The following is a 19,618-nucleotide window of genomic DNA, read 5'->3' on the forward strand; positions in this document are numbered from 1 at the left end:
GTGGAACCGAAACGTCGAGCCGCCGCGGAAACCAAGGAGCACATCCTGGTCGTCGCACGGGAGCTGTTCTACCAACAGGGAATTCGCGCGACCGGCGTGGATCGCGTCGCGGCCGAGGCCGATGTCGCGCCGCCCACCCTGTACCGGCTCTTCGGCTCCAAAGACGATCTGGTCGCCGCGTACCTGGAGCGGGAGGACCGCCACTACCGGGAGTGGTTCACCGCGGCGGCCAGCGGGGACGGTCCGCGCGAACGCATCCTCGCCCTGTTCGAGGCGCTGGCCGAACAGGTCCGTCCCGAATCCTGCCGCGGTTGCCCCTTCCTCATCGCGCTCGGTGAGTTCCCGGCCCACGACCTGCTCGGCCACCAACACGCCGTCGCGATGAAGAGCTGGGTGCGCGCCCAGTTCGGCACCCTGGTCGGCGAACTCGCGGCGTGCGCGCCGATCCCCGATCCGGACGCGCTGGCCGACCAGCTGATGCTGGTGATGGAGGGCGTCTACGCGACAACGCAGGCGTTCGGCGCCACCGGTCCGGCCGCCCGGTCCCTCCCGTTGGTCGAGGCATTGCTGCCCCGCGCATCGGCCTGACCGAAGCGCGACCGCTGTCGCAGGAACGGACGCATCCGCGCGTCGAACAACGGAATCATTGGCGCGCAGCGGAATCGAGATGAGCGTACGGAGCATCGACTCGAGCGACCGGAACATTGGCGTGGGCGGCGCGACTTCGTAGCGTCGAGGCATGACGTTGGAAATCGGCACCATCCTGCCCACCTCGACCCCCGATCCCGCGCGTCCCATCCTGGGCGACGTGCGGGCCGCCGCCCGTCTCGCCGAGCAGATCGGCATCGACTCGGTCTGGTCCACCGATCATCTCGTGGCCAGCGCGCCGATCCTGGACAGCACCGTGGTGCTGGCCACCGCCGCCGCCGTCACCGACCGCGTCCGCATCGGCTACGGCGTGCTGCTGGCGTTGCGGCCGGTCGCGTGGGCGGCCAAGCAGATCGCCACCTTGCAATACGTCTCCGGCGACCGGCTGATCCTGGGCGTCGGCACCGGAAACCCGGCGCACGGGGACATCGGTTGGCGCGCGGCGGGCGCGCCGTTCGCCGAGCGCGGACGGCGCACGGACGAGGCGTTGCGCGTACTGCCCGACCTGGTCGCCGGGCGGCAGGCCACTCTCCCGGACGGCACGGAGGTGACCCTGGCGCCCGGCGCGACCATGCCGCCGCTGCTGGTAGCGGGTGACGGCGAGCGTGCTCGTCGACGCGCCGCCGCCTATGCCGACGGCTGGGTCGCCATCGGACTCGAGCCCCCTCAGGTCAGCGCGAGCGTGGTGGAATTGGCCTCGCTCGCCGACGAATACGACCGCAAGCCGCTCACCGTCACGATCGTGGCGCCCCCGTTGGCCACCGATCCCGGCCATGCGGCCGAGCAACTGGCCGCCTACGCGGAGGCGGGCGCCGAACGCGTCATCCTCGCCCCGACGGGAGCGGAGTGGCGCGCCGACTACGAGTTCGCCGCGAAGATCAAAGAACAGCTGTGATCGCGGCTCACCCGGTGCACAGCAGTACCAGCCCGAGGGCGAGCAGCACCGCCGCGATCACCGTATCCAACACCCGCCAGGCGAGCGGACGGGTGAACAGCGGCCCGAGCAGCCGCGCGCCGAAACCCAGTGCGGTGAACCAGAGGACGCTGGCCAGCATCGCCCCCGCGCCGAGGAACCAGCGATCGGGGCTCGCGTAGGTGCTGGCCAAGGAGCCGAGCAGCACCACGGTGTCCAGATAGACGTGGGGGTTGAGCCAGGTCAGCGCCAGGCCGGTGGCCACCGTCGCACCGAGCGCCGCGGTGGCACCTGCCGGTTCGGCGATCAGCGCGGCAGAGCCGAACGCGCGCCGGGCCGCCAGGACCGCATAACCGATCAGGAACGCCGCGCCCGCGTAGCGAGCCGCCACGAGCACCCCGGGGGCAGCCTCCACCACCACACCGAACCCGCCGATCCCAGCGGCGATCAGCACGATGTCGGACAGCGCGCACACCGCGACCACCGCCGCCACATGCCTGCCGCTGATTCCCTGGCGCAACACGAACGCGTTCTGCGCACCGATCGCCACGATCAACGACAGGCCGAAGCCCAAACCGGACGCGGCCGCTACCGCCGCGGAGGAAACGCTCACGTCCAGCGACGCTAGGACCCCGGCAGATATCCAGGCAAGCTAAAGATTCTTATCCATCATTAGAATTCCTTGATATGGATCTCCAGCTCGACCAGCTTCGCGCCCTCGACGCCGTGATCACCGAGGGCACTTTCGAGGCCGCGGCACGGCGGTTGAACGTCACGCCGTCGGCGATCAGCCAGCGGATCAAGGCGCTGGAAGACGCCGCGGGAAGGATTCTCGTGCAGCGCGCGAAACCGGTGACGGCCACCGAATCCGGGTTGGCGGTACTCCGGCTGGCCAGGCAGATCCAGTTGCTGACCGGGGACGCCGCACGCGAACTCGGCGGCGAGCCCTCGGACGGGCCGATCCGGGTGCCGATCGCGGTCAACGCCGACTCGCTGGAGACCTGGGTGCTGCCCGCGCTCGGCCGCGCACCGCGCGGGGTGTGCTTCGAGATCCACCGCGAGGACGAGGAACACACCACCCGGCTGCTGCGCGACGGCACCGTGATGGCGGCGATCACCTCGACCGCGCGGCCGGTGCAGGGTTGCAAGGTCGAGCGTCTCGGCGCGATCCGCTACCGGCCGATGGCGACCCCGGAGTTCACCGCCACCTGGTTCGCGGCGGGCGCGACGGCGAAGTCCTACGCCACGGCTCCAGTTGTGCTGTTCGACCGCAAAGACGACTTGCAGGATCGGCTGCTACGCAGACGCAGTCGCAAGCCGCTGGATCCGCCGCGCCATTACGTGCCCTCGTCCACCGGTTTCGCCGAGGCGGTCCGGCTCGGGCTCGGCTGGGGCATGCTCCCCGACCTGCAAACCCGCGAGGACCGAGTCACCGGCCGCCTGGTCTCGATCGACCCCGGCGTCGTCGTCGACGTCCCGCTGTACTGGCAGCAGTGGCGCCTGGACTCTCCCGCACTGAGCGCCGTCGCCGCCACCATCGCCGCCGAGGCGGCGAACGTGCTGCGCTGACACCGGCCGGGACGATCCGGATTCACCGGGGCGCGGCACGACACCGGCCGCCCCGAGCACCGCGTATCCGTCCGCGACGGGGCACAGCGGGGTAAGTTCGATCACCGCACGCCGACCACATCTTCAGCTCCCTTTCGCACCCGACACCCAGATGCACAGGAGTTCCCTTGGCACGGCACCGTCGCCCGCATCGCTCGCGCGCCCGCGCGGCATTCGCCAGCGCCGCCGCGCTCGGCGCACTGCTCACCGGTAACGGGACCGACGCGGCCGCACGCCCGATCGGCCCCTACGACGTCGGCGGGGCGATCGAAGTCGAATACGACCAGGCAGGCGGGCGGGCGTTCTTCGGCGATCCCGTGAACCCCGAGTCTCCCGCCGCACGCGGTGGCCGCTATCAAGCGTTCGAGCGATCCTCCTCCATCTACTGGCATCCCGACACCGGAGCTCACCAGGTCGGCGGCGCCATCCGCGACAAGTGGGGCAATCTCGGTTACGAGGGCGGATCGCTCGGCTACCCCGTGACCAGGGAAGCGGCGACACCGTCGAAACCCGGTAGCTACAACGTCTTCCAGAACGGCTCCATCTACTGGTCCCTCGGCACCGCCGCACACCAGATCGGCGGCGCCATCCGGGACAAATGGGGCTCCTACGGCTGGGAGAGCAGCCCGCTGGGATTCCCCATCACCGACGAGTCCGCCGCCCGCGCCCGCGGCGGCCGCTACAACCTCTTCGGCGGCGGCGCCATCTACTGGTCAGCGCGCACCGGCGCCCACGTCATCTGGGGATCCATCCGGGAGTCCTGGGAAGCCGCGGGCGGCGAATCCGGCCGCTACGGCTACCCCACCAGCGATGAATACGACTTCCAGAACGGCAAAGCCCAGGACTTCGAGGGCGGCCGCATCACCTGGACCCCCTGACCAGGGGACTCGCAGCACACGAAGCAACCGACCGTCCGCGGAGGAGTTTTCGACATGCTTGCTGGACGACTGTATCCGCGCGCCACCAACGGGCGGCGATTCCGCCTGGAGGAAGTACCGGTGCCGACCCCTGGACCGGGCCAGGTACTCATCGAGGTCGCGGCCGCCGGTGTCTGCCTATCGGATGTCCACCTCATCGAGGGCGTGCTTTCGCCGATGTACCTGGCCGACGATGCGGTCACTCTCGGACACGAGGTCGCGGGCACGGTGCATGCCCTGGGCCCGGACGTCCGGGGTCCCCGGCCCGGCGATCGAGTGTTGCTGCAGGCAGGTGAGATCCGCGACGGCAAGACCTACACACGAGGCGTGGACTACGACGGCGGCTGGGCGGAATACGCACTGGCCGCCGTGGACACCGTGGTGCCCATTCCCGACGATCTGCCCTTCGAACAAGCCTGTTTCATCCCCGACGCGGTTTCGACGCCGTGGGCTGCCATCACCCGCACCGGCCAGGTCCGGGCCGCCGAGTCGGCGGGCGTCTGGGGCGTCGGCGGGCTGGGCGCGCACGGGGTCCAGTTGCTCCGGCTGATCGGCGCCGCACCGATCATCGCCGTCGACCCGCTGCCCGCCGCGCGGCAGCGTGCGCTCGCATTCGGCGCGGACCTCGCGCTCGACCCGTCCGACCCGGACCTGCCGAAGAAGGTGTACGCCGCCACGGAAGGCGCGGGACTCGATGCCGCGTTCGACTTCGCGGGCGCCGCGCCCGTCCGCGAGCAAGCCGTCGGTTGTCTCGCCGAGGAAGGACGCCTGGTGCTGGTCGGACTCACCGACAAGCCGATCACGATCACGAACGGCACCATCTTCAGCTTCCGGCAACAGCAGCTGCGCGGGCATTACGGCTCCGAACCGGATCACGTGCTCGAACTGGTGCGCCTGCGCCGCGCCCATCGCATCGATTTCGCCGGGTCGGTCAGCGCCGTCCTCCCGCTCGCGGAAGCGGAGGCAGCGGTGCACGCGCTGGAGAACAAAGAAGGCGACCCGATCCGGATCGTGCTGACGCCGTGAACTCTCGGCAATCCGGATGTCGGAACGTGTCGTCACCGGCTCCGCCGGCGACCCCAACTCGCGTTGGGGCCGCCGCGGCCGAACCAGCCAGTGCCCGAGCCGATCGTCAGACCCCGACCTCGACAGGGATACTGCCACATGACAGCGGCCGCGTCGCATCGGTGATCGTCCATCGGTACGTACATGCGCGCGTGCATGTGCATGGACGCCACCGCCACCGAAAACAGGGAATATCGAGGTAGCCGAGTGGCGATTGATAACAGCTCCGCATCGTCGAAGGGCTTACGATGCCGAACTGTTATCTGCGGATAATCTCATTCCGTCGAGTTCGTCCCGCGTGCAACGGATTTCATGCCTCAGCACGAGTAACCCCCTCGGCATCTGACAGATTCAGCGGAGCAGACTCACATCGAGCCGACCGGCCGGTTTCTCGAATGCTCCGCGGAGACCGCGCCCGAGGGCTCACATCACCGCCTGCGAAGGCGCGGATTACCCGATCGGCAAACTATCCGCGCACAGGGAAGCACACCAAGTCGAGCGCGGAGGCGGGGCCTGACGCCGCCGCCCGAGTCCTAATCGCCCGTCCGCATCTCGGTGAGCAGATCGCGTAGGAAACGAATGCTGTCGACCGGAGACAGCGCTTCTACGCTGATCCGATTCATCACCGACATGTACAGCTCGACATCGCGCTGCTTGTCGAAATACAACGAGCTGGTGAGCTGCTCGGTATAGACGATGTCGGCCAGCTCGGGTTCGGGGAAACGAAGGATGCTGAAGGGACCGCCCGCGGCCGAGTGCCCGCCGGCCGAATACGGCAGCACCTGAATCCTGATGCTGGGGCGGTCGGCCATCGTGAGCAGATGCTCGATCTGCTCCTGCAGCACCTCCACCCCGCCGACCGGCCTGCGCAGCGCGCTCTCGTCGATGACCGCCCAGAGCGTGGGGGCGGCCACCCGGTAGAGGATCCGCTGGCGGCGCATACGGATGGCGACGCGGCGTTCGGTCTCGTCGGTGTTGCCCAGCTGGATCACCGCGCGCGCGTAGTCGGCGGTCTGCAGCAGCCCGGGAACGAATTGCGCCTCGTAGGTGCGGATGGTGGTGGCGGCCTGTTCCAGGCCGATGTAGGTCTCGAACCACGCCGGGAGCAGATCGCTGTAGTGCTGCCACCAGCCCGGGTCGTTGGCCCGGCGAGCCAGCTCGAAGTACGTTTCACGTTCAGCCGGGTCGACAACTCCGTAAAGAGTCAGCAGGTCGTGCAGATCGCGTTCTTTGAATCCGGTCCGGCCCAGCTCCAGCCGGCTGATCTTGGCGTGCGATCCGCGGATGGCGTCGCCCGCGGCCTCCCTACTGATCCCGCAGCCCTCGCGCAGCTGACGCAACCGGCTGCCGAGCGCGATCCGCAGGACGGTCGGACCACGTTCCGCCGCAGGGAAATCCGCGTGGTCACCACTGTCCTCGTCGTTCGTCATGCATGCCTCCGGCCGATCGGGGGTTAGACCGCGGGGCGTTGTGCCTCCACCATCACAGCTGTCTGAAACGTCGGTTGACGATCCTACTCGGCCCCACCCTGGCGCCGATTCCGCCGCGAGCGCGTGGCGGAGATTGTGTTCGCACGCATGGATTCGCAAGAGCGACAATGCAATATCCCGACCTGAATCGCCCGCGAGCTGGGACGGGTGTGCGTAGAGTCGCCCCCGACGGCGGCCACGCGGAGGAGAAGCGCCATGACGTCAGCACAGGGATCGGCCCGCTCGGCGGGCGCGGCCCCAGATGGTGCTGCACGACCCGGTGGCGCGGCGGCCCCCGCTGCGGACGCCGTGGCCCGGCGACCGTCTCGTCCCCGGTGGCGTCGGTCGCACGAGTCAGCACCCGTCACCCACCACGGAGCCCGCCATGACATCGAACGACGTGCAGATCACCGATCAGGACATCCGAGACAAGCTGACCGGCATCCTCGGCTTCACCAGCATCGACCTCGCGACGTCGAAAGACGGCGTGAACTGGTGCTCGAACGCGTTCTTCGCCGCGCTGAACGGGGATCCGTTCCGCTTGACGCTCGTGCTCGAGTCCGGGGGGCGTACGTTGGACAGCCTGCGAGCCAATCCGAGCATCGGGGTCAAGGTCGTCCCCGAGGGTTTCCTGAACCCGTTCGCACAGGGCTTGGGCACGGCCGTGGTCCGGGCGGAGGCGAGCGAGCGAGAAGAGACCTTCCGGACGCTGTTACGGAAGGAGCCGCGGGTCGAACCGTTCCTGTCCACGCCCATCGAGGCGGTGGCGGTGCACATCCACTGGTGGCGAGTGACACATGTGCAGGGCGGATGGTTGCCCGGGCGGGTGCTGCACCGGCCCGGCGCGTCCTGAGTCGAGCACGTCATCGAGATGAGTACCGACCGGTCTTGATGCGCGATCGTATTCGGCGCGACAGCCGATCGATCCCACGAAATCAGCACTGGCCGAACGAATCCGCACGGATTGCTCGGCGATGCGGCGGACCCTAGGCTGTGAGCCAGGCTAAGGAAACTAGAGAGAGGTCTCCATGCCCGATTCCGCTCCCCAGACCGGTGTCCGCGCCCCGGTCGGCGTGGACACGACCCGCGCGAGCATCGCTCGCGTCTACGATGCCACCTTGGGCGGCAAAGACAACTACGAAGTCGACCGTTACGTACGCGACAAAGTCGCCGAAGTCGCTCCGCGGCAGAGCGAAGTCGCCCGCATGAACCGCCGGTGGCTGCACCGGGTGGTCCGGTACCTGGCCGGGACGGTCGGTATCGACCAATTCCTCGACATCGGCGCGGGTCTGCCGACCGTCGGCAACACCCACGAGATCGCGCAGCAGGAGAACCCCCGGGCGCGCGTCGTGTACGTCGACAACGACCCGGTGTGCAACATCCACGGCCGCGTGCTGCTCGAGCGCAACGAGTACACCCATTTCGTCCCCGCGGATCTGACCGAGCCGAACACCCTGCTGGCGCACTCCGAGGTCACCCCGCACCTCGACCTCACCCGCCCGCTGGCGCTGATCCTCTGCGGCATCCTGCATCACGTCGACGACGACCTCGATCCCGCCGGAATCATGCGTCAGTACATCGATGCGCTGCCGGTCGGCTCCTATGTCGCGATCACGCACTTCTACGATCCCGCCGACGGCGGCGAGGCCCACGACATGGCCATCGAGCTCCAACGACGTTTCACCGAAATGGGTTTGGGCTCCGGCTGGTACCGTACCCGCGAGCAGATCGCCTCGTACTTCGGCGATCTGGAACTGATCGAGCCGGGTCTGGTCGAACTCGACGACTGGTGGCCGATGGGTCCCGCGATACGTCCACGGCTGACCGAGGAACGTCTCCTACTCGGGGGTGTCGGCTACAAATCGTCGAACGGCGTCGTGACCACACTGCGCCGCCGGGCGACCGAGCACGACCTATCGGATTCCGCCGAGAACGGCTCGGCTGAAAGGTAAACGCGATGACATACGACGACCTCAACGGCCCGGAGCTGCGCGAAGACCGGTGGCGTTTCCTGGAGGTCCCGCTCGGTGCCGACCAGACCTGGCGCTACGCCGATCCGGCCGCACACACCGAGGTCGGCGAGGGCACCGTGTCGCTCCGGATCGACGCTTTCACCCGATCCCACGCCGAAGTCCAGATACTGGACAATCCGAAGCATCTGCTGGTGTCGACCGAGGCGTTCGATCTCACCGCCGGAGCGCGGACCTTCGCCGTGGAGATGGCCGCGGAGAACATCGGCGTCACCGGCGAGGACTACCGCGACGGGTTCGCCGCGTTCAACGTCCTCGACATGAGCAGCGCCCAGGTCTTCGATCTGATCGCGACCGGCAAGCACGCGTACGCCATCCACGAACGGCTGTTCGTGCCCGGCGTCGTCCCCCAGGAAGAGGCGTTCACCCACGTGGTGCACGCGCCGCTGGCCGGGGTCGACATCAAGCCCGGCGAGTTCCACCGCTACGCCGTCACCATCGACCGTACAGCGGGCACCGCCGACTGGTACGTGGACGACTCCCCCGTGTACACCACGCGCGCGCCGCAGCTGCCGGAGACGGTGCAGATCGGTTTCGGCATCATCACCTTGCATCCGATCGAAGACGGCCGCAGCACCTCGCTGCGCGGGCAGGGCCTGCACGGGTCCTGGCGCAACTTCACCGTCGACTGACGGCCTTCCCGGCCAGGGCACTTTTCAGCGCCCCAGTCACGTGGTCCCCGGTCCGTCCGCGGCGGTTTCGGCTCAGATCAGGTTCTTCTGTCTGCGGATACGGCGGCGGATGTCGGCCATCAGGCCATAGGTGCCGCCGTGGCGCACGAACCGCGGGATGAACCGGTTGACGAACGCGACGAACACGAACAGATGCTCGAAACGTCGCTGGTCGGCAGCGGTCCATTCGACCCGCATCTGCTCCTGGAAGAGCGGGGCGAGGAACCCGATCGTGAGGAAGCGCAACAGGTTTCGGAACGGCAGCCGCAGCGTCCAGTGGATCATCCGCAGGTCGAGCAGATCGTTCAGATAGCCGCGCACGTAGTCGTCGATCGCCACGTGGGCGCAGGCCTCGTTCCAGTACCGGTCGAAGTCCGCCCGGGTGGCCGGCCACATGTCCTCGGTGACCTGCAGCGTGGTCCCCAACGTCGAGGACGAGCGGTAGAACGCCTCGGCCTGCTCGTCGTTCATCCGGCCTTGCAGCAGCTGGTAGGTGTCCTCGAAGCCGATGTACAGACACGCCGCCACCCACAGTTGCAGGTGACGATCGAACGCGTTGTATCGCACGGGCGCACCCGGCGCCGAGTGCACTTGGCGATGGGCGACGTTCACCGCTTCGCGGTAGGCCTCGCGTTCCTCGTCGGTGCCCAGGATAGCGACGGCCAGATACTGGGTGGTGGTGCGCGCCCGCTTCCACGGGTGCTTCATCAGCGACCCGGACTCGACTTTGCTCTCGGCGACACCGTAACCGACGCCAGGGCGGGCCATCTGCATGACGACATTCGCCGCCGCGCCCGCGAAGGACCAGAAGTCCAACGCGTCGGTCAGCTTTATCGGGCGCTTTGTAAGCGGCCGATGGGCCGCGTCGACATGGATCCGGGTGCGATCCTTGGTCAGCGGCACGGCGCCGTTCGATGGTTCTGCCACAGCGGACATGACGGTCCTTCCCTTGTCTTCCCTACACCTCGCGCGACCCGGCTCAGCCGCGTCGGCGACAGCCGTGTGCGTCCGCTGCCGTGTCGCCGCGGACAGTTCAGGGCAGCCGCGGCGGCGCCAGCGGCGAGTTGACCTTGTTCACCAGCCAGCGATCGCCCGACTTCTCCAGGCGCAGCACCATCGACAGCTGCCCGGGCGCGGGCTTGCCCTGGGTACCGAGACTGGTGATGCTCTGTCCGATGACCACGATGGCCTCGGCGGAGCTCTCATCGGCGGTGCGAATGGCGCACTGCACGTCGTTCGTCTTCGACACCACCTCGCCCTGGGTCAGCACTTCGCGCAATTCGCGGCTGGTGGAGTCGAATTGCTTCTTCCAGTCCCCGGTGGCGCCGTCGAGCACCGCGGCGAAATACGCGTCGAGATCCTTCGCGTCGTAGTTCGCCAGCACCGGTGCGTACCGGCAGGCGGCGGTACGAGCCTGATCCTGGGCTTCCAGCAGGTCTTCGTTGTTCTTGTTCTGGACGAACCAGAAGGCCGCCGCCGCGACCGCCAGGACGAGCGCGGCCGCGGTCGCAGCGCGCACCGCCAGGGTCGCGCGGGGTCCCCCCAACCGGCTCCGCAGCCGGGGCCGGCGCGCACCGGAGTTCTCGGCGGCGTCGTCCGCCGCGTTTTCGGGCTCGCGCACCTCGGTCGCGGTCGTGTCCTTCGTTTCGTCGGTGTTCTCGACGTCGGTGTCGCTCATCGTTTCTCCTAGTTGCCGGGAGCGGGTCGGGACAGTTCGTCGCCGGTGACGCCCGGCGGCGGTCCGGAACCGTTGTCCGGCACGTTCGGCCGCGGCGCGTTCGCCGAACCGCGGATCTGCAGCGCCGGGTCGTCGGTGACGCAGTAGTTGTAGAGACGCACGCGCGTGTCGGTCATCTTCTGGGTGGGCACCACCGGGATGGTGTCGTACTCGCAGGTCGGTCGCGGCCAGATGTCGACCATCGTGTGGAATGCGTTGTCGTGCGCCGGGATGCCCAGCGCCTCCGAACCGGCCCGCAACGCCGGGAAAAGTGCGGCGATCGCGGGCTCACGGAGTTTGGCGGCTCTGGTGATCGCGACGAAATTGGTGACCAGATCGGTGATGGGGTCCTGCGTGCGGGACACGAACCCGCCGAGGGTGGCCAGTTGGCCGGGACCTTCGTCGAGCAGGTGACGCACTTCGCGGTCGGCGGCGCTCAACTGCTCGAACAGCACCCCACCGGCCCGCGTCAACGTGGCTAGGTCCGGTTGGGCGTGGGAGGTCGTCTCCGCGATGATCTCGAGATTCTCGATCAGCTGCCGGGTCTGCGGCAGCAGATCGGTCAACCCGGCCATGGCCCGGCTGATCCCGGAGATCATGTTCCGCAGCTGGTCCGGCCCGCCAGCCAGCGCTTTGTCGAGTTCGTCGATGATCACGTTCAGCCGATCGGGGTTCATGCCGCCGATGAGCCCGCTCAGATTGGTCAGCATCGACTGCACCGAGACGGGCACGGACGTGCGGGATCGGTCGACCAGCGCGCCGTCGGTGAGATACGGCCCGGTGTCGGCGTCCGGCCGGAAGTCCAGATACTGCTCGCCCGCCGCCGACAGCCGACCGACCACGACCGTGCCGCCGACCGGGATCTTCGCCGTAGCATCGATTTCGGCGATCGCGGCTACGCCGGAACCGGACGCTGTCACCTCCCGCACCGACCCGACCCGGGTGCCGCGGAAGGTGACGTCGTTGCCCGGTAGCAGCCCGCCGGAGGACGGCAAGTCCACCGTGACCGCGTACGTGCCGCGCATCGGGTCGATCCGCAGCACCACCGCGCCCAGGTAGGCCGCGCCCGCCAGCAGCACCACGACCAGACCGAGATTCGCGACGGCGACACGGCGACGGACCAGCCATTGCCACAACGGTGGATTCATCGTCCGCCCTCTTCCTGCTCCGGTTGCCGCGGCGGACTGGTGACCCGGCCGATCACCTTCTCGATGACCTGGGCCAAGCTGCCGATGAAGGCGGGCACGTCACCGAGTTCGGGCAGTCGGCTGCCGGACGGGTCGGTCAGTGCGCCGACGCTGAGGTAGGACACCGTCGCCGCCACCGCCAGCACCGGCCCGTCCAGGCTGCCCATCAGCGACGGGTAGATCGTGTGCAGCCCGTCGAGCGTGCCGCCCAAGTCGTTGCCCATCTGGGTGAAACCCGACATCAACTGCTGGATGCTGTCGAACAGGCTCACCGCTTGCGGTCCGGTGGTCTCGGTGAAATCGCCGAGCGCCGTCATGGTCACCGACACCTTGTCGAGCAGATCCACGATGGCCTGGTTGTTCTCGGCGAGCAAGGCGAGCAACTGCGGGAAGGTGTCCGCGGCGGCCCCGAGTTCGGCCTTGCGCCGGGCCAATTCGCCGGTCAGGACGTTCATTCCGGTCAGAACGTTGTCGATGTCGTCGGTGCGCGCGTTCAGCGCGGCGATCACGGCGGTCAGTTCGGTGATCAGGTGGGCGAGTTCGGGAGCCCGGCCGGCGAACATTGTGTTCAGCTCCGCGGTGATCTTCGCGGCCTGATTGATGCCGCCTCCGTTGATCAGCATCGACACCGACATCATCAGCTGTTCGACCGACGCGGCCGCCGCCGTGTGATCGGCGCCGATGGTGTCGCCCGCCGACAAGAACTCTGCGCCCTCGGTGGCAGGAGGCAGCGTCATCGCGACGAAGATGTCGCCGAGTGGTGTCGCCTGACGCAGCTCCGCGGTGGTGCCGCGCGGCAACTGGATGTCCTCGCGGATGAGCATTTCGACGTCGGCGAGAAAGTTGGTGGTGCTGATGCCGGTGACCACGCCGATGTCGGTGCCGCCGATCTTCACGTGCGCGTGGTCGGGCAGGTTGAGCGCGTCGCGGAAGGTGGCGTGGATCGGGTAGCCCGGGGCGCCGAGCCCCGGCTTCGGCATCGGCAGATTCGAGACGCCGACGCCGCAACCGGTCGCCCCGCCGACAGCCGCCACGGTCACCACGGCGGCGGTGATGCGCTTCAGCGCGGTCGCCCGGTTCATTCTGCGATCCCGAGCAGTGCGGCGGTCAACCCGAAATCGGGACCGAAATCCTGCGGCTTCCCGGTGCGGCAACCGTCGAGGCGCAGCTGGATTCGTTCACAGAACTGGGATACGACCTCGTTGTCCAGCACCACTTTGTCGGTCAGCGCGTGCAGGCGCAGCGCCTGGTGTTCCCGGCTGACCGCGTTGGACAGGTTCTCGAACAGCAGCGGCCCCACATCGATGATCTCGGTGAGCCCGCGGGCGTTGGCCCGCATCTGCGCGGTGATCGCGGTGAAACGGTCGAGCGCGCCGGCCAGCTGGTCACCGTTGCGGCCGACCAGCGTCGAGGTGTTCGTGACGAACTGATCCAGTTGCTCCAGCACCGCCTGCAGACCGGGCGCCTGTTGGCCCAGCAGAGCGATCAACTCGGTGAGCCTGCCGCTGAAATCGCGAACCGTCTGGTCATTCTGCGCGATGATCTGGGTGATCTCGGTGAGCTTGATGATGGTGTTGGAGATCTGGTCGGCATTCGCGAAGGACACTTCGAACGCGGCCGACAGCGCGTCCAGGGTCGCGCGCAGCCGGTCGCCGTTGCCGTCCAGCAGCGGGAACAGCACCCGGCTCGCCATCGGGCCGTTGTCCGGATCGCCCTTCAGCGCGGCGCCGAGCTGATCGAAGTTCTGCAGGATGCGGTCGAGCTCGACCGGTGTGCGGGTCCGCGTGAGCGGAATGTGCGTGCCGTCGGTGAGCACCGGTCCGCTACCGCTGTAGGCCGGGGCGAGCTCGACGTGCCGATTGGTGATCAGTTGCGGTGACACCAGCGCGGCGATCGCGTCGGCCGGAATCGCCACCCCCTTGTCGAGACTCATGGTCACCTGGACATAGCTGCCCTTGGCTTCCACCGTGTCGACGCGGCCGACCGGCACACCGAGCACGGCCACCTCGTTGCCCGCGTACAAACCGGCGACGTTCTCGAAATCCGCGCTGATCCGCAGATGTTCGCCGAGATAGCGGTCGGGCAGCGTGGTCAGGCTGTCGGGCACCAGCGAGCATCCCGCCGCCAACAGGGCGGCCGCGCACACCGCCGTGGCCTTGCCCAGCATTCGCATTCTCCTCACTTGCACCCCTGTACGGCTTGGGCGAAACACAGCCAGTTGTCCGGGAAGAACCACGGCGCCCACACCTCGCCGTAGGGACCGTTGCCGGTCACATTGGTGAACTGCCGCAACGTCACCGGCATGATCTCGTAGAGCCGGTCGAGGTTGTCGCGGTTCTTCGCCAGCCCCTCCGACATCGTGTTCAGGTCGTGGATCAGCGGCTCGAGCTGGTCGTTGTTCTCCAAGCCCATATCGCGCAGCAGGCCCGACAGGCTGGCGACGTTGTCGAGCAACTGCCGCAGCAGCGCTTGGCGCTTCTGCACCGCGGCGCCGATGGCCTCGCCGCGGGTCAGCAACAGCAGCACGCTGTTCTGATTGTCCGAAACCAGCTGGGAGACCTGATCGAGGCCTTTGAGCAGCGCGTCGACCTCGTCGCGGCGATCGTCGACCACCTTGGCCAGCGCGCCGATGCTGTCGAGCGCCTGCACGGCCAACTGCGGAGAATCGCCCAGCTGTTGGTTCACCGCGTCCAGTGCCTGCCGTAGTTTCCGCGGATCGATGCGCTCGATCCGCTCGAACGAATTCTTGTACTGCGGATCCTGGATCATCTTGCTCAAGTTGTACGGCACCGTCGTGTTGATCAGGCGAATCCGGTTGCCCGGCAAGCCCTTACCATCGCCGGGCAGCAGATCCACGTGCAACCGGCCGAGGATGGTGGACATCTCGATGGCCGCGCGCGCGTCCGGCCCCAGCCGCAGGTCGCGACGGACGCGCAGCTCGACGACGACCTTCGGCCCCTCCAGACGCACCGATCGCACCGCACCGACCTCGATACCCGAGACGTCCACCGTCGCACCCGGGCGCAGGCCCGCGGCTTGCGCGAACTCGGCCTCGATCGTCTTGTCCCCCAGCCGCGCCTGTTTCAGCACGCTGGAACCGACGAGCAGAGCAGCGACGAGCCCGGCCGCGAGGAGCCCCAGCCGCAGATGCCGGTTGCGCAGGAAACCCGGCAGCCGCAATTTCTCGATCACCGGCAGACCTCCGAATGCGAATCGCCGCCCACCTGTGAGAACAGTCCCGGTGGCAGCAGCACGCCCCACAGCGAGATGTCGAGGCTGCACAGGTAGGCGTTGCCGTATGCCCCGTAGCCGGTGAAGCGGGCGATGCCGTTGAGCACCGTGGGCAACTCCACCGCTGCCTGGTCCAGCGAGGCGCCGTTGAGCAGCAGCAGCGCCACACCCGTCGTGGCTTCCCGCTGGGCGGTCGCCAGCCCCGGCTTGACCTGCATCACCAAGCGGGTGAGCGAGTCGGTGGTGCCCGCGACCCGGTCGACGGAGTGCTTCAGGCTCTCGCCCTGCGCGTACAACCCCTCCATCAGCGCGCGCGCCTGGGTGAGCAGCGTCTCCAGCTCGTCGCTGCGATGGGCCAGACCGGTCACCACACTGCTGAGGTTGCCCAGCACCTCGCCCAGGATCTCGTCCCGCTGACCGAACGTGCCCGCCAGCTGCGCCGCCTGCGTGATCAAGGCGCTGAGCGACACCTGGCTGCCCTGTAACGCCTGGATCAGCGTCTCCGACAACGAGTTCACCTGATCGGGTTGCAGCACGCCGAACAGCGGCTCGAACCCCGACAGCAGCGCGGACACGTCGAACGAGGGCTCGGTCCGCTCCAGCGGGATCTGCGCGCCCGCCTCCAGCACCGTCCCCGCCCCATCGCCCGCGGCCAAGGCCACGTAGCGCTGCCCGATCAGGTTCTGGTAGCGGACCATCGCCTTTGTCGTCGTGGTCAGCCGCTGCCCGTCCTCGAGCCGGAAATCGACTCTGGCCAGGTACCCGTCGGTGAAGTCGATCTTGTCCACCCGGCCGATCCGCACGCCCGCCGCGCGGACGTCGTCGCCGACGCGCAAGCCGAGCACATCGGAGAACACCGCCGAGTAGGGCTGGGTGCGCCCCTCGACCGATCGCTGCAAAGTGGACCAGATGGTGTAGGTGAGGGCGATCGCCACGACCGCGAACAAGCTGAAACCGATCAGCGCTCTGGTGGATCTCATCTCATCGCCCTCCGCTGCCGGGAGCTTGCTCGGACACGGTCACCGAGCCGCCCGCGAGGACCGGGGTCAGCAACAGCAATTGCGCGACGGTCGGTCGGCCGCCGACGATCGCCGCGACGGCGTCGGCGCCGCGCAGGGCGATCGGCCGGGCGGTTCCCTGCGGCGCCGGACCGGGCTCCGCGGGTGCGGGGGCGCCTGGCCCGGGCAGGCCGGGCAACGACAGACCCGGAATCGCGGGCAATCCCGGAATCGCGGGCAGGCCGGGGATTTGAAGAACAGGTTGCTCCGGCTGCGCCGCGGGGATCGGCCGTGGCCCCGCCGCGTCGAGCCATCCGGGCAGCAACTGCGGCGGGAACTGCTGCGGCGGCGCGGTATCCGGAACAGACGCGCCGAAGCAGCGCGGTCCGTACCGGTCACCGTAACGCGGGCAGTCCGCGGCGGTGTACTGCTGGAACGGCGTGAAGGAGACATCCATCTTCCACACCATCTGCTTCATCGGACCGAATCGGAAAGTGGTGGCCAGCCGCTGCAACGCGACGTTCAGATTCCGCGCCGTGTACGGGATGGCCTGGGGATCGTCGGCGAGGTTGCCGAACAAGTCGTCCAGGCCTGCCACCAGGAACTTGCCCGCATCGGGATTGCGGGCGAACAGCGCGTTCACCGACTCCACCGTCGCGTTGCCCGTAGTCAGCAGGCTGATCAGCTCGGCACGGCGTTCGGCGAGAGTTCGCGCGCTGGTGACCGACTCCGAGAGCAGTCCGACCAGATCGGGCGCGGACACGCTCAGCGCTACCGAAGCGCGTCCGAGATCACCCAGCAGATCACCGATTTCGGGAATCCCGCGCACCTCCGTGAGCCAGTGGTCCAGTCGTTGGATCGTCGAGCCCGGCGCCCGCGCGGCGGGGTCCAGCGCGGCCGACAGCGTCGCGAGCACTCGGCCGAGTTTCTCGGGCTGGATGTTGTTCAGCACGTCGCGTAGCACGTTCAAGGTGGTCTGCAACGCGACGGTGGCCGAGCTCGTGTCCTCCGCGATGGTCGCGCCCGCGCGCAGGCTACCGGTCCCCGGCTCGTTGTCGAGCAGTTCGATCGCGGTGACGCCGAACAGATTGTTGGGGATGACCCGCGCCGTGACATTCGCCGGAATGGTCGATACAACGCCCGGTTTCAGATCGACGCTCGCGTGCTGCCGCGCGCCACGCGCCACGACGTCCACACCGGCGACGCGGCCGACCACCATGCCGCGGAACTTCACGTCGGCGCGGCTGGGCAACCCGTCACCGGTACTGGTGAGGACTACGGTCACCGGGACCTTGTCCTCGAAGTGACCGGTGTAGCGCAGCGCCAGCAGATACAGCAGCGCGGCGATCGTGGTGAGCACGGCGAGCCCGTAGAGCGTCAACTGCCGGCCGGAGGGCCCGCGACCGCTGGGATCCAGGATCATCGGCGCTTACCCCGAGATCCGGAATCCGGGATCGATGCCCCAGATCGTCAGGGTCAGGAACAGATTCGCGAAGACCATCACGACGATCACCATCTTGATCGCCTGTCCGGCGGCCACCCCGACACCCTCGGGGCCGCCGGTGGCAACGTAGCCGTAGTAGCACTGGATGAACGTCGCGAGCAGGACGAACACCACGACTTTCAGCAGGGAGAAGAACACGTCCGGTCCGATCAGGAACTGGAAGAAATAGTGGTCGTAGGTGCCCGCCGCGGTGCCGCCCAGAAACAGCACGGTGATCTTCGTCGTCAGGTACGCGGTGGCGAGACCGATGCTGTAGAGCGGGATGATGGTCAGCGTCGCCGCGATCATCCTGGTGCTGACCAGATACGGCAGCGGACGGATGGCGATGGATTCCAGGGCGTCGATCTCTTCGGAGATGCGCATCGAACCGAGCTGCGCGGTGAAGCGGCAACCGGCCTGGATCGCGAAGGCCAGCGTCGCGAGGATCGGCGCCAGCTCCCTGGTGGTGGCGAAACCGGAGATCGCGCCGGTCAGCGGCGACATGGTGAGGAGGTTCAGCGCCGTGAACGACTCCATCCCGACGATGATCCCGCCGAAGGCGCACAGGATCACCACGACGCCGATCGTGCCGCCGCCGACGATGAGCGAGCCGTTGCCCCAGCCGACGTCGGCGATCAGCCGCGCCACTTCCTTGCGATAGTGCTTCAGCACGAAGGGGATCGCCACGACCGCTCGAACGAAAGTGAAGGCCTGGTGCCCGATGCGCTGATTGGCGTGCACCGGAACCATGGCGGCTTTCCCGACGGCCCGCACCGGCTGCATCGCGGGCGGCGTATAGGTGCTGGCCATGCTCACACCACCTTCGTCGGGAACAGCGTGTTGTACAGCTGGGTGAGGATGATGTTGGTGGCGAACAACATCAGCGCCGAACTCACCACCGCGGAGTTCACCGCGTTCGCGACGCCGCCGGGACCGCCGTGGGCGTGCAAGCCGATGTCGCAGGCGATCACCGCGGTGAGCATCCCGAAGATCGCGGCCTTCACCAGCGCGACCAGGAGGTCGTTCGCGACCGCGAAGGAGGCGAACGAATTGATGAACGAGCCCGGCGTCCCGGATTGGGCGTAGACGTTGAACATGTAGGCGGTCGCGAAGCCGACGAAGACCACGAAGCCGCAGAGCAGGACGCTGACCAGCACCGCCGCCGCCAGCCGCGGCGCGACCAAGCGGCGCACCGGGTCGACGCCCATCACCATCATCGCGTCGATCTCTTCCCGGATCGTCCGGGAGCCGAGGTCGGCGCAGATCGCGGAGCCCACCGCGCCCGCCACCATCAGCGCCGACACCAAGGGCGCGCCTTGACGGATGATGCCGAGACCGGCCACCGCGCCGATGAACGTCGTCGCGCCGACCTGGTTGACGAGCGCGCCGACCTGGATGGAGACGACCACCGCGATGGGAATCGCGACGAACACCGTCGGCGCGGCCGAGACGTTCGCCATGAACGCGCACTGCTTGATGAATTCCTGGTAAGGGAAACGACGGCGCACCAGAGAGACGATCAGTTGCGCGAGCGCTTCCCGGCCGAGCATGACTTGCCGCCCCAATGTCTCGAGCGATCGCTGCGGGTGCCTGCGCCACAGCCCCGAGACGCTGTCGACGATCTTCTCCAGCTCGCTCGCTCCGCCGACAGGGTCGGCGGGCCCGCGATGGAGGGTGGGGA

Annotated in this window: 20 protein-coding genes; 8 read left to right on the top strand and 12 right to left on the bottom strand. The window is 67.9% G+C overall.

Annotation, left to right across the window (positions count from 1 at the left end; all coding sequences use genetic code 11):
- Both GVY39_RS23920 and GVY39_RS23925 read left to right on the top strand, forming a co-directional pair.
- Positions 1-588, top strand: a complete 588-nt coding sequence (locus GVY39_RS23920; protein ID WP_201295320.1) for a TetR/AcrR family transcriptional regulator — start codon at positions 1-3, stop codon at positions 586-588.
- A 151-nt stretch (positions 589-739) separates the two neighbouring features.
- On the top strand, positions 740-1,543 hold the full coding sequence (locus GVY39_RS23925) for an LLM class flavin-dependent oxidoreductase (protein ID WP_159928303.1): 804 nt from the start codon (positions 740-742) through the stop codon (positions 1,541-1,543).
- A gap of 7 nt (positions 1,544-1,550) precedes the next feature.
- On the opposite strand, the gene GVY39_RS23930 is transcribed toward GVY39_RS23925, so the two are convergent.
- A complete protein-coding gene (locus tag GVY39_RS23930) occupies positions 1,551-2,174 on the bottom strand; it encodes a LysE/ArgO family amino acid transporter (protein ID WP_236565630.1) in 624 nt (207 codons plus the stop codon).
- 74 nt (positions 2,175-2,248) lie between these two features.
- Between GVY39_RS23930 and GVY39_RS23935 the strand changes: the two genes are divergently transcribed.
- From GVY39_RS23935 to GVY39_RS23945, 3 genes are all read left to right on the top strand, one after another.
- Positions 2,249-3,130 carry a LysR family transcriptional regulator ArgP gene (locus GVY39_RS23935; RefSeq protein WP_159928305.1) on the top strand — a complete coding sequence of 294 codons (882 nt, stop codon included), beginning with the start codon at positions 2,249-2,251 and terminating at the stop codon, positions 3,128-3,130.
- A gap of 167 nt (positions 3,131-3,297) precedes the next feature.
- Positions 3,298-4,047: a hypothetical protein gene (locus GVY39_RS23940; RefSeq protein WP_159928307.1), complete on the top strand. Its 750-nt coding sequence runs from the start codon at positions 3,298-3,300 to the stop codon at positions 4,045-4,047.
- A 54-nt stretch (positions 4,048-4,101) separates the two neighbouring features.
- On the top strand, positions 4,102-5,112 hold the full coding sequence (locus GVY39_RS23945) for a zinc-binding dehydrogenase (protein ID WP_159928309.1): 1,011 nt from the start codon (positions 4,102-4,104) through the stop codon (positions 5,110-5,112).
- Between the two features lie 572 nt (positions 5,113-5,684).
- Here GVY39_RS23945 and GVY39_RS23950 read toward each other — a convergent pair.
- Complete coding sequence (locus GVY39_RS23950; RefSeq protein ID WP_159928311.1) at positions 5,685-6,581, bottom strand: helix-turn-helix transcriptional regulator; 897 nt, start codon at positions 6,579-6,581, stop codon at positions 5,685-5,687.
- Between the two features lie 424 nt (positions 6,582-7,005).
- On the opposite strand from GVY39_RS23950, the gene GVY39_RS23955 reads away from it, so the two are divergent.
- The 3 genes from GVY39_RS23955 to GVY39_RS23965 all read left to right on the top strand — a co-directional run bounded on the left by GVY39_RS23955 (position 7,006) and on the right by GVY39_RS23965 (position 9,282).
- Positions 7,006-7,473: a hypothetical protein gene (locus tag GVY39_RS23955; protein WP_201295321.1), complete on the top strand. Its 468-nt coding sequence runs from the start codon at positions 7,006-7,008 to the stop codon at positions 7,471-7,473.
- 175 nt (positions 7,474-7,648) lie between these two features.
- Positions 7,649-8,572, top strand: a complete 924-nt coding sequence (locus GVY39_RS23960) for an SAM-dependent methyltransferase (protein ID WP_159928313.1) — start codon at positions 7,649-7,651, stop codon at positions 8,570-8,572.
- A gap of 5 nt (positions 8,573-8,577) precedes the next feature.
- Positions 8,578-9,282 carry a DUF6081 family protein gene (locus GVY39_RS23965; RefSeq protein WP_159928315.1) on the top strand — a complete coding sequence of 235 codons (705 nt, stop codon included), beginning with the start codon at positions 8,578-8,580 and terminating at the stop codon, positions 9,280-9,282.
- 72 nt (positions 9,283-9,354) lie between these two features.
- Here the strand turns inward: GVY39_RS23965 and GVY39_RS23970 are convergent, their stop codons facing one another.
- The 10 genes from GVY39_RS23970 to GVY39_RS24015 form a co-directional block, all read right to left on the bottom strand.
- Entirely contained in the window at positions 9,355-10,257 is a 903-nt protein-coding gene (locus tag GVY39_RS23970; protein WP_159928317.1) for an oxygenase MpaB family protein, read from the bottom strand.
- Between the two features lie 97 nt (positions 10,258-10,354).
- Positions 10,355-10,999 (bottom strand): hypothetical protein, encoded by a 645-nt coding sequence (locus GVY39_RS23975; protein ID WP_159928319.1) that lies wholly within the window; start codon positions 10,997-10,999, stop codon positions 10,355-10,357.
- Between the two features lie 8 nt (positions 11,000-11,007).
- Positions 11,008-12,186 (bottom strand): MCE family protein, encoded by a 1,179-nt coding sequence (locus GVY39_RS23980; RefSeq protein ID WP_159928321.1) that lies wholly within the window; start codon positions 12,184-12,186, stop codon positions 11,008-11,010.
- Positions 12,183-13,307, bottom strand: a complete 1,125-nt coding sequence (locus GVY39_RS23985) for an MCE family protein (RefSeq protein WP_159928323.1) — start codon at positions 13,305-13,307, stop codon at positions 12,183-12,185. The genes GVY39_RS23980 and GVY39_RS23985 overlap by 4 nt, the downstream gene beginning before the upstream one ends.
- Complete coding sequence (locus tag GVY39_RS23990; protein WP_236565631.1) at positions 13,304-14,392, bottom strand: MCE family protein; 1,089 nt, start codon at positions 14,390-14,392, stop codon at positions 13,304-13,306. The genes GVY39_RS23985 and GVY39_RS23990 overlap by 4 nt, the downstream gene beginning before the upstream one ends.
- Positions 14,393-14,403: 11 nt before the next feature.
- Positions 14,404-15,414, bottom strand: a complete 1,011-nt coding sequence (locus GVY39_RS23995; RefSeq protein ID WP_370523821.1) for an MCE family protein — start codon at positions 15,412-15,414, stop codon at positions 14,404-14,406.
- Complete coding sequence (locus tag GVY39_RS24000) at positions 15,414-16,436, bottom strand: MlaD family protein (RefSeq protein WP_159928325.1); 1,023 nt, start codon at positions 16,434-16,436, stop codon at positions 15,414-15,416. Before GVY39_RS24000 ends, GVY39_RS23995 begins: the two co-directional genes overlap by 1 nt.
- A 1-nt stretch (position 16,437) precedes the next feature.
- Positions 16,438-17,877, bottom strand: coding sequence for an MlaD family protein (locus GVY39_RS24005; RefSeq protein WP_159928327.1), 1,440 nt, complete (start codon positions 17,875-17,877; stop codon positions 16,438-16,440).
- Between the two features lie 6 nt (positions 17,878-17,883).
- Positions 17,884-18,747 carry an ABC transporter permease gene (locus GVY39_RS24010; RefSeq protein ID WP_159928329.1) on the bottom strand — a complete coding sequence of 288 codons (864 nt, stop codon included), beginning with the start codon at positions 18,745-18,747 and terminating at the stop codon, positions 17,884-17,886.
- A 2-nt stretch (positions 18,748-18,749) separates the two neighbouring features.
- On the bottom strand, positions 18,750-19,568 hold the full coding sequence (locus GVY39_RS24015) for an ABC transporter permease (RefSeq protein ID WP_236565637.1): 819 nt from the start codon (positions 19,566-19,568) through the stop codon (positions 18,750-18,752).
- Between the last annotated feature and the right edge of the window lie 50 nt (positions 19,569-19,618).

This window comes from Nocardia sp. CY15, assembly GCF_009829295.1.
Classification (GTDB): Bacteria; Actinomycetota; Actinomycetes; order Mycobacteriales; family Mycobacteriaceae; genus Nocardia; species Nocardia sputi.

Excerpts from the sequence above, each read along its gene's own strand:
- GVY39_RS23925 (WP_159928303.1), top strand. The coding sequence starts at position 740 with ATGACGTTGGAAATCGGCACCATCCTGCCCACCTCGACCCCCGATCCC.
- GVY39_RS23935 (WP_159928305.1), top strand. The coding sequence starts at position 2,249 with ATGGATCTCCAGCTCGACCAGCTTCGCGCCCTCGACGCCGTGATCACC.
- GVY39_RS23945 (WP_159928309.1), top strand. The coding sequence starts at position 4,102 with ATGCTTGCTGGACGACTGTATCCGCGCGCCACCAACGGGCGGCGATTC.
- GVY39_RS23950 (WP_159928311.1), bottom strand. The coding sequence starts at position 6,581 with ATGACGAACGACGAGGACAGTGGTGACCACGCGGATTTCCCTGCGGCG.
- GVY39_RS23955 (WP_201295321.1), top strand. The coding sequence starts at position 7,006 with ATGACATCGAACGACGTGCAGATCACCGATCAGGACATCCGAGACAAG.
- GVY39_RS23960 (WP_159928313.1), top strand. The coding sequence starts at position 7,649 with ATGCCCGATTCCGCTCCCCAGACCGGTGTCCGCGCCCCGGTCGGCGTG.
- GVY39_RS23965 (WP_159928315.1), top strand. The coding sequence starts at position 8,578 with ATGACATACGACGACCTCAACGGCCCGGAGCTGCGCGAAGACCGGTGG.
- GVY39_RS23970 (WP_159928317.1), bottom strand. The coding sequence starts at position 10,257 with ATGTCCGCTGTGGCAGAACCATCGAACGGCGCCGTGCCGCTGACCAAG.
- GVY39_RS23975 (WP_159928319.1), bottom strand. The coding sequence starts at position 10,999 with ATGAGCGACACCGACGTCGAGAACACCGACGAAACGAAGGACACGACC.
- GVY39_RS23980 (WP_159928321.1), bottom strand. The coding sequence starts at position 12,186 with ATGAATCCACCGTTGTGGCAATGGCTGGTCCGTCGCCGTGTCGCCGTC.
- GVY39_RS23985 (WP_159928323.1), bottom strand. The coding sequence starts at position 13,307 with ATGAACCGGGCGACCGCGCTGAAGCGCATCACCGCCGCCGTGGTGACC.
- GVY39_RS23990 (WP_236565631.1), bottom strand. The coding sequence starts at position 14,392 with ATGCTGGGCAAGGCCACGGCGGTGTGCGCGGCCGCCCTGTTGGCGGCG.
- GVY39_RS24000 (WP_159928325.1), bottom strand. The coding sequence starts at position 16,436 with ATGAGATCCACCAGAGCGCTGATCGGTTTCAGCTTGTTCGCGGTCGTG.
- GVY39_RS24005 (WP_159928327.1), bottom strand. The coding sequence starts at position 17,877 with ATGATCCTGGATCCCAGCGGTCGCGGGCCCTCCGGCCGGCAGTTGACG.
- GVY39_RS24010 (WP_159928329.1), bottom strand. The coding sequence starts at position 18,747 with ATGGCCAGCACCTATACGCCGCCCGCGATGCAGCCGGTGCGGGCCGTC.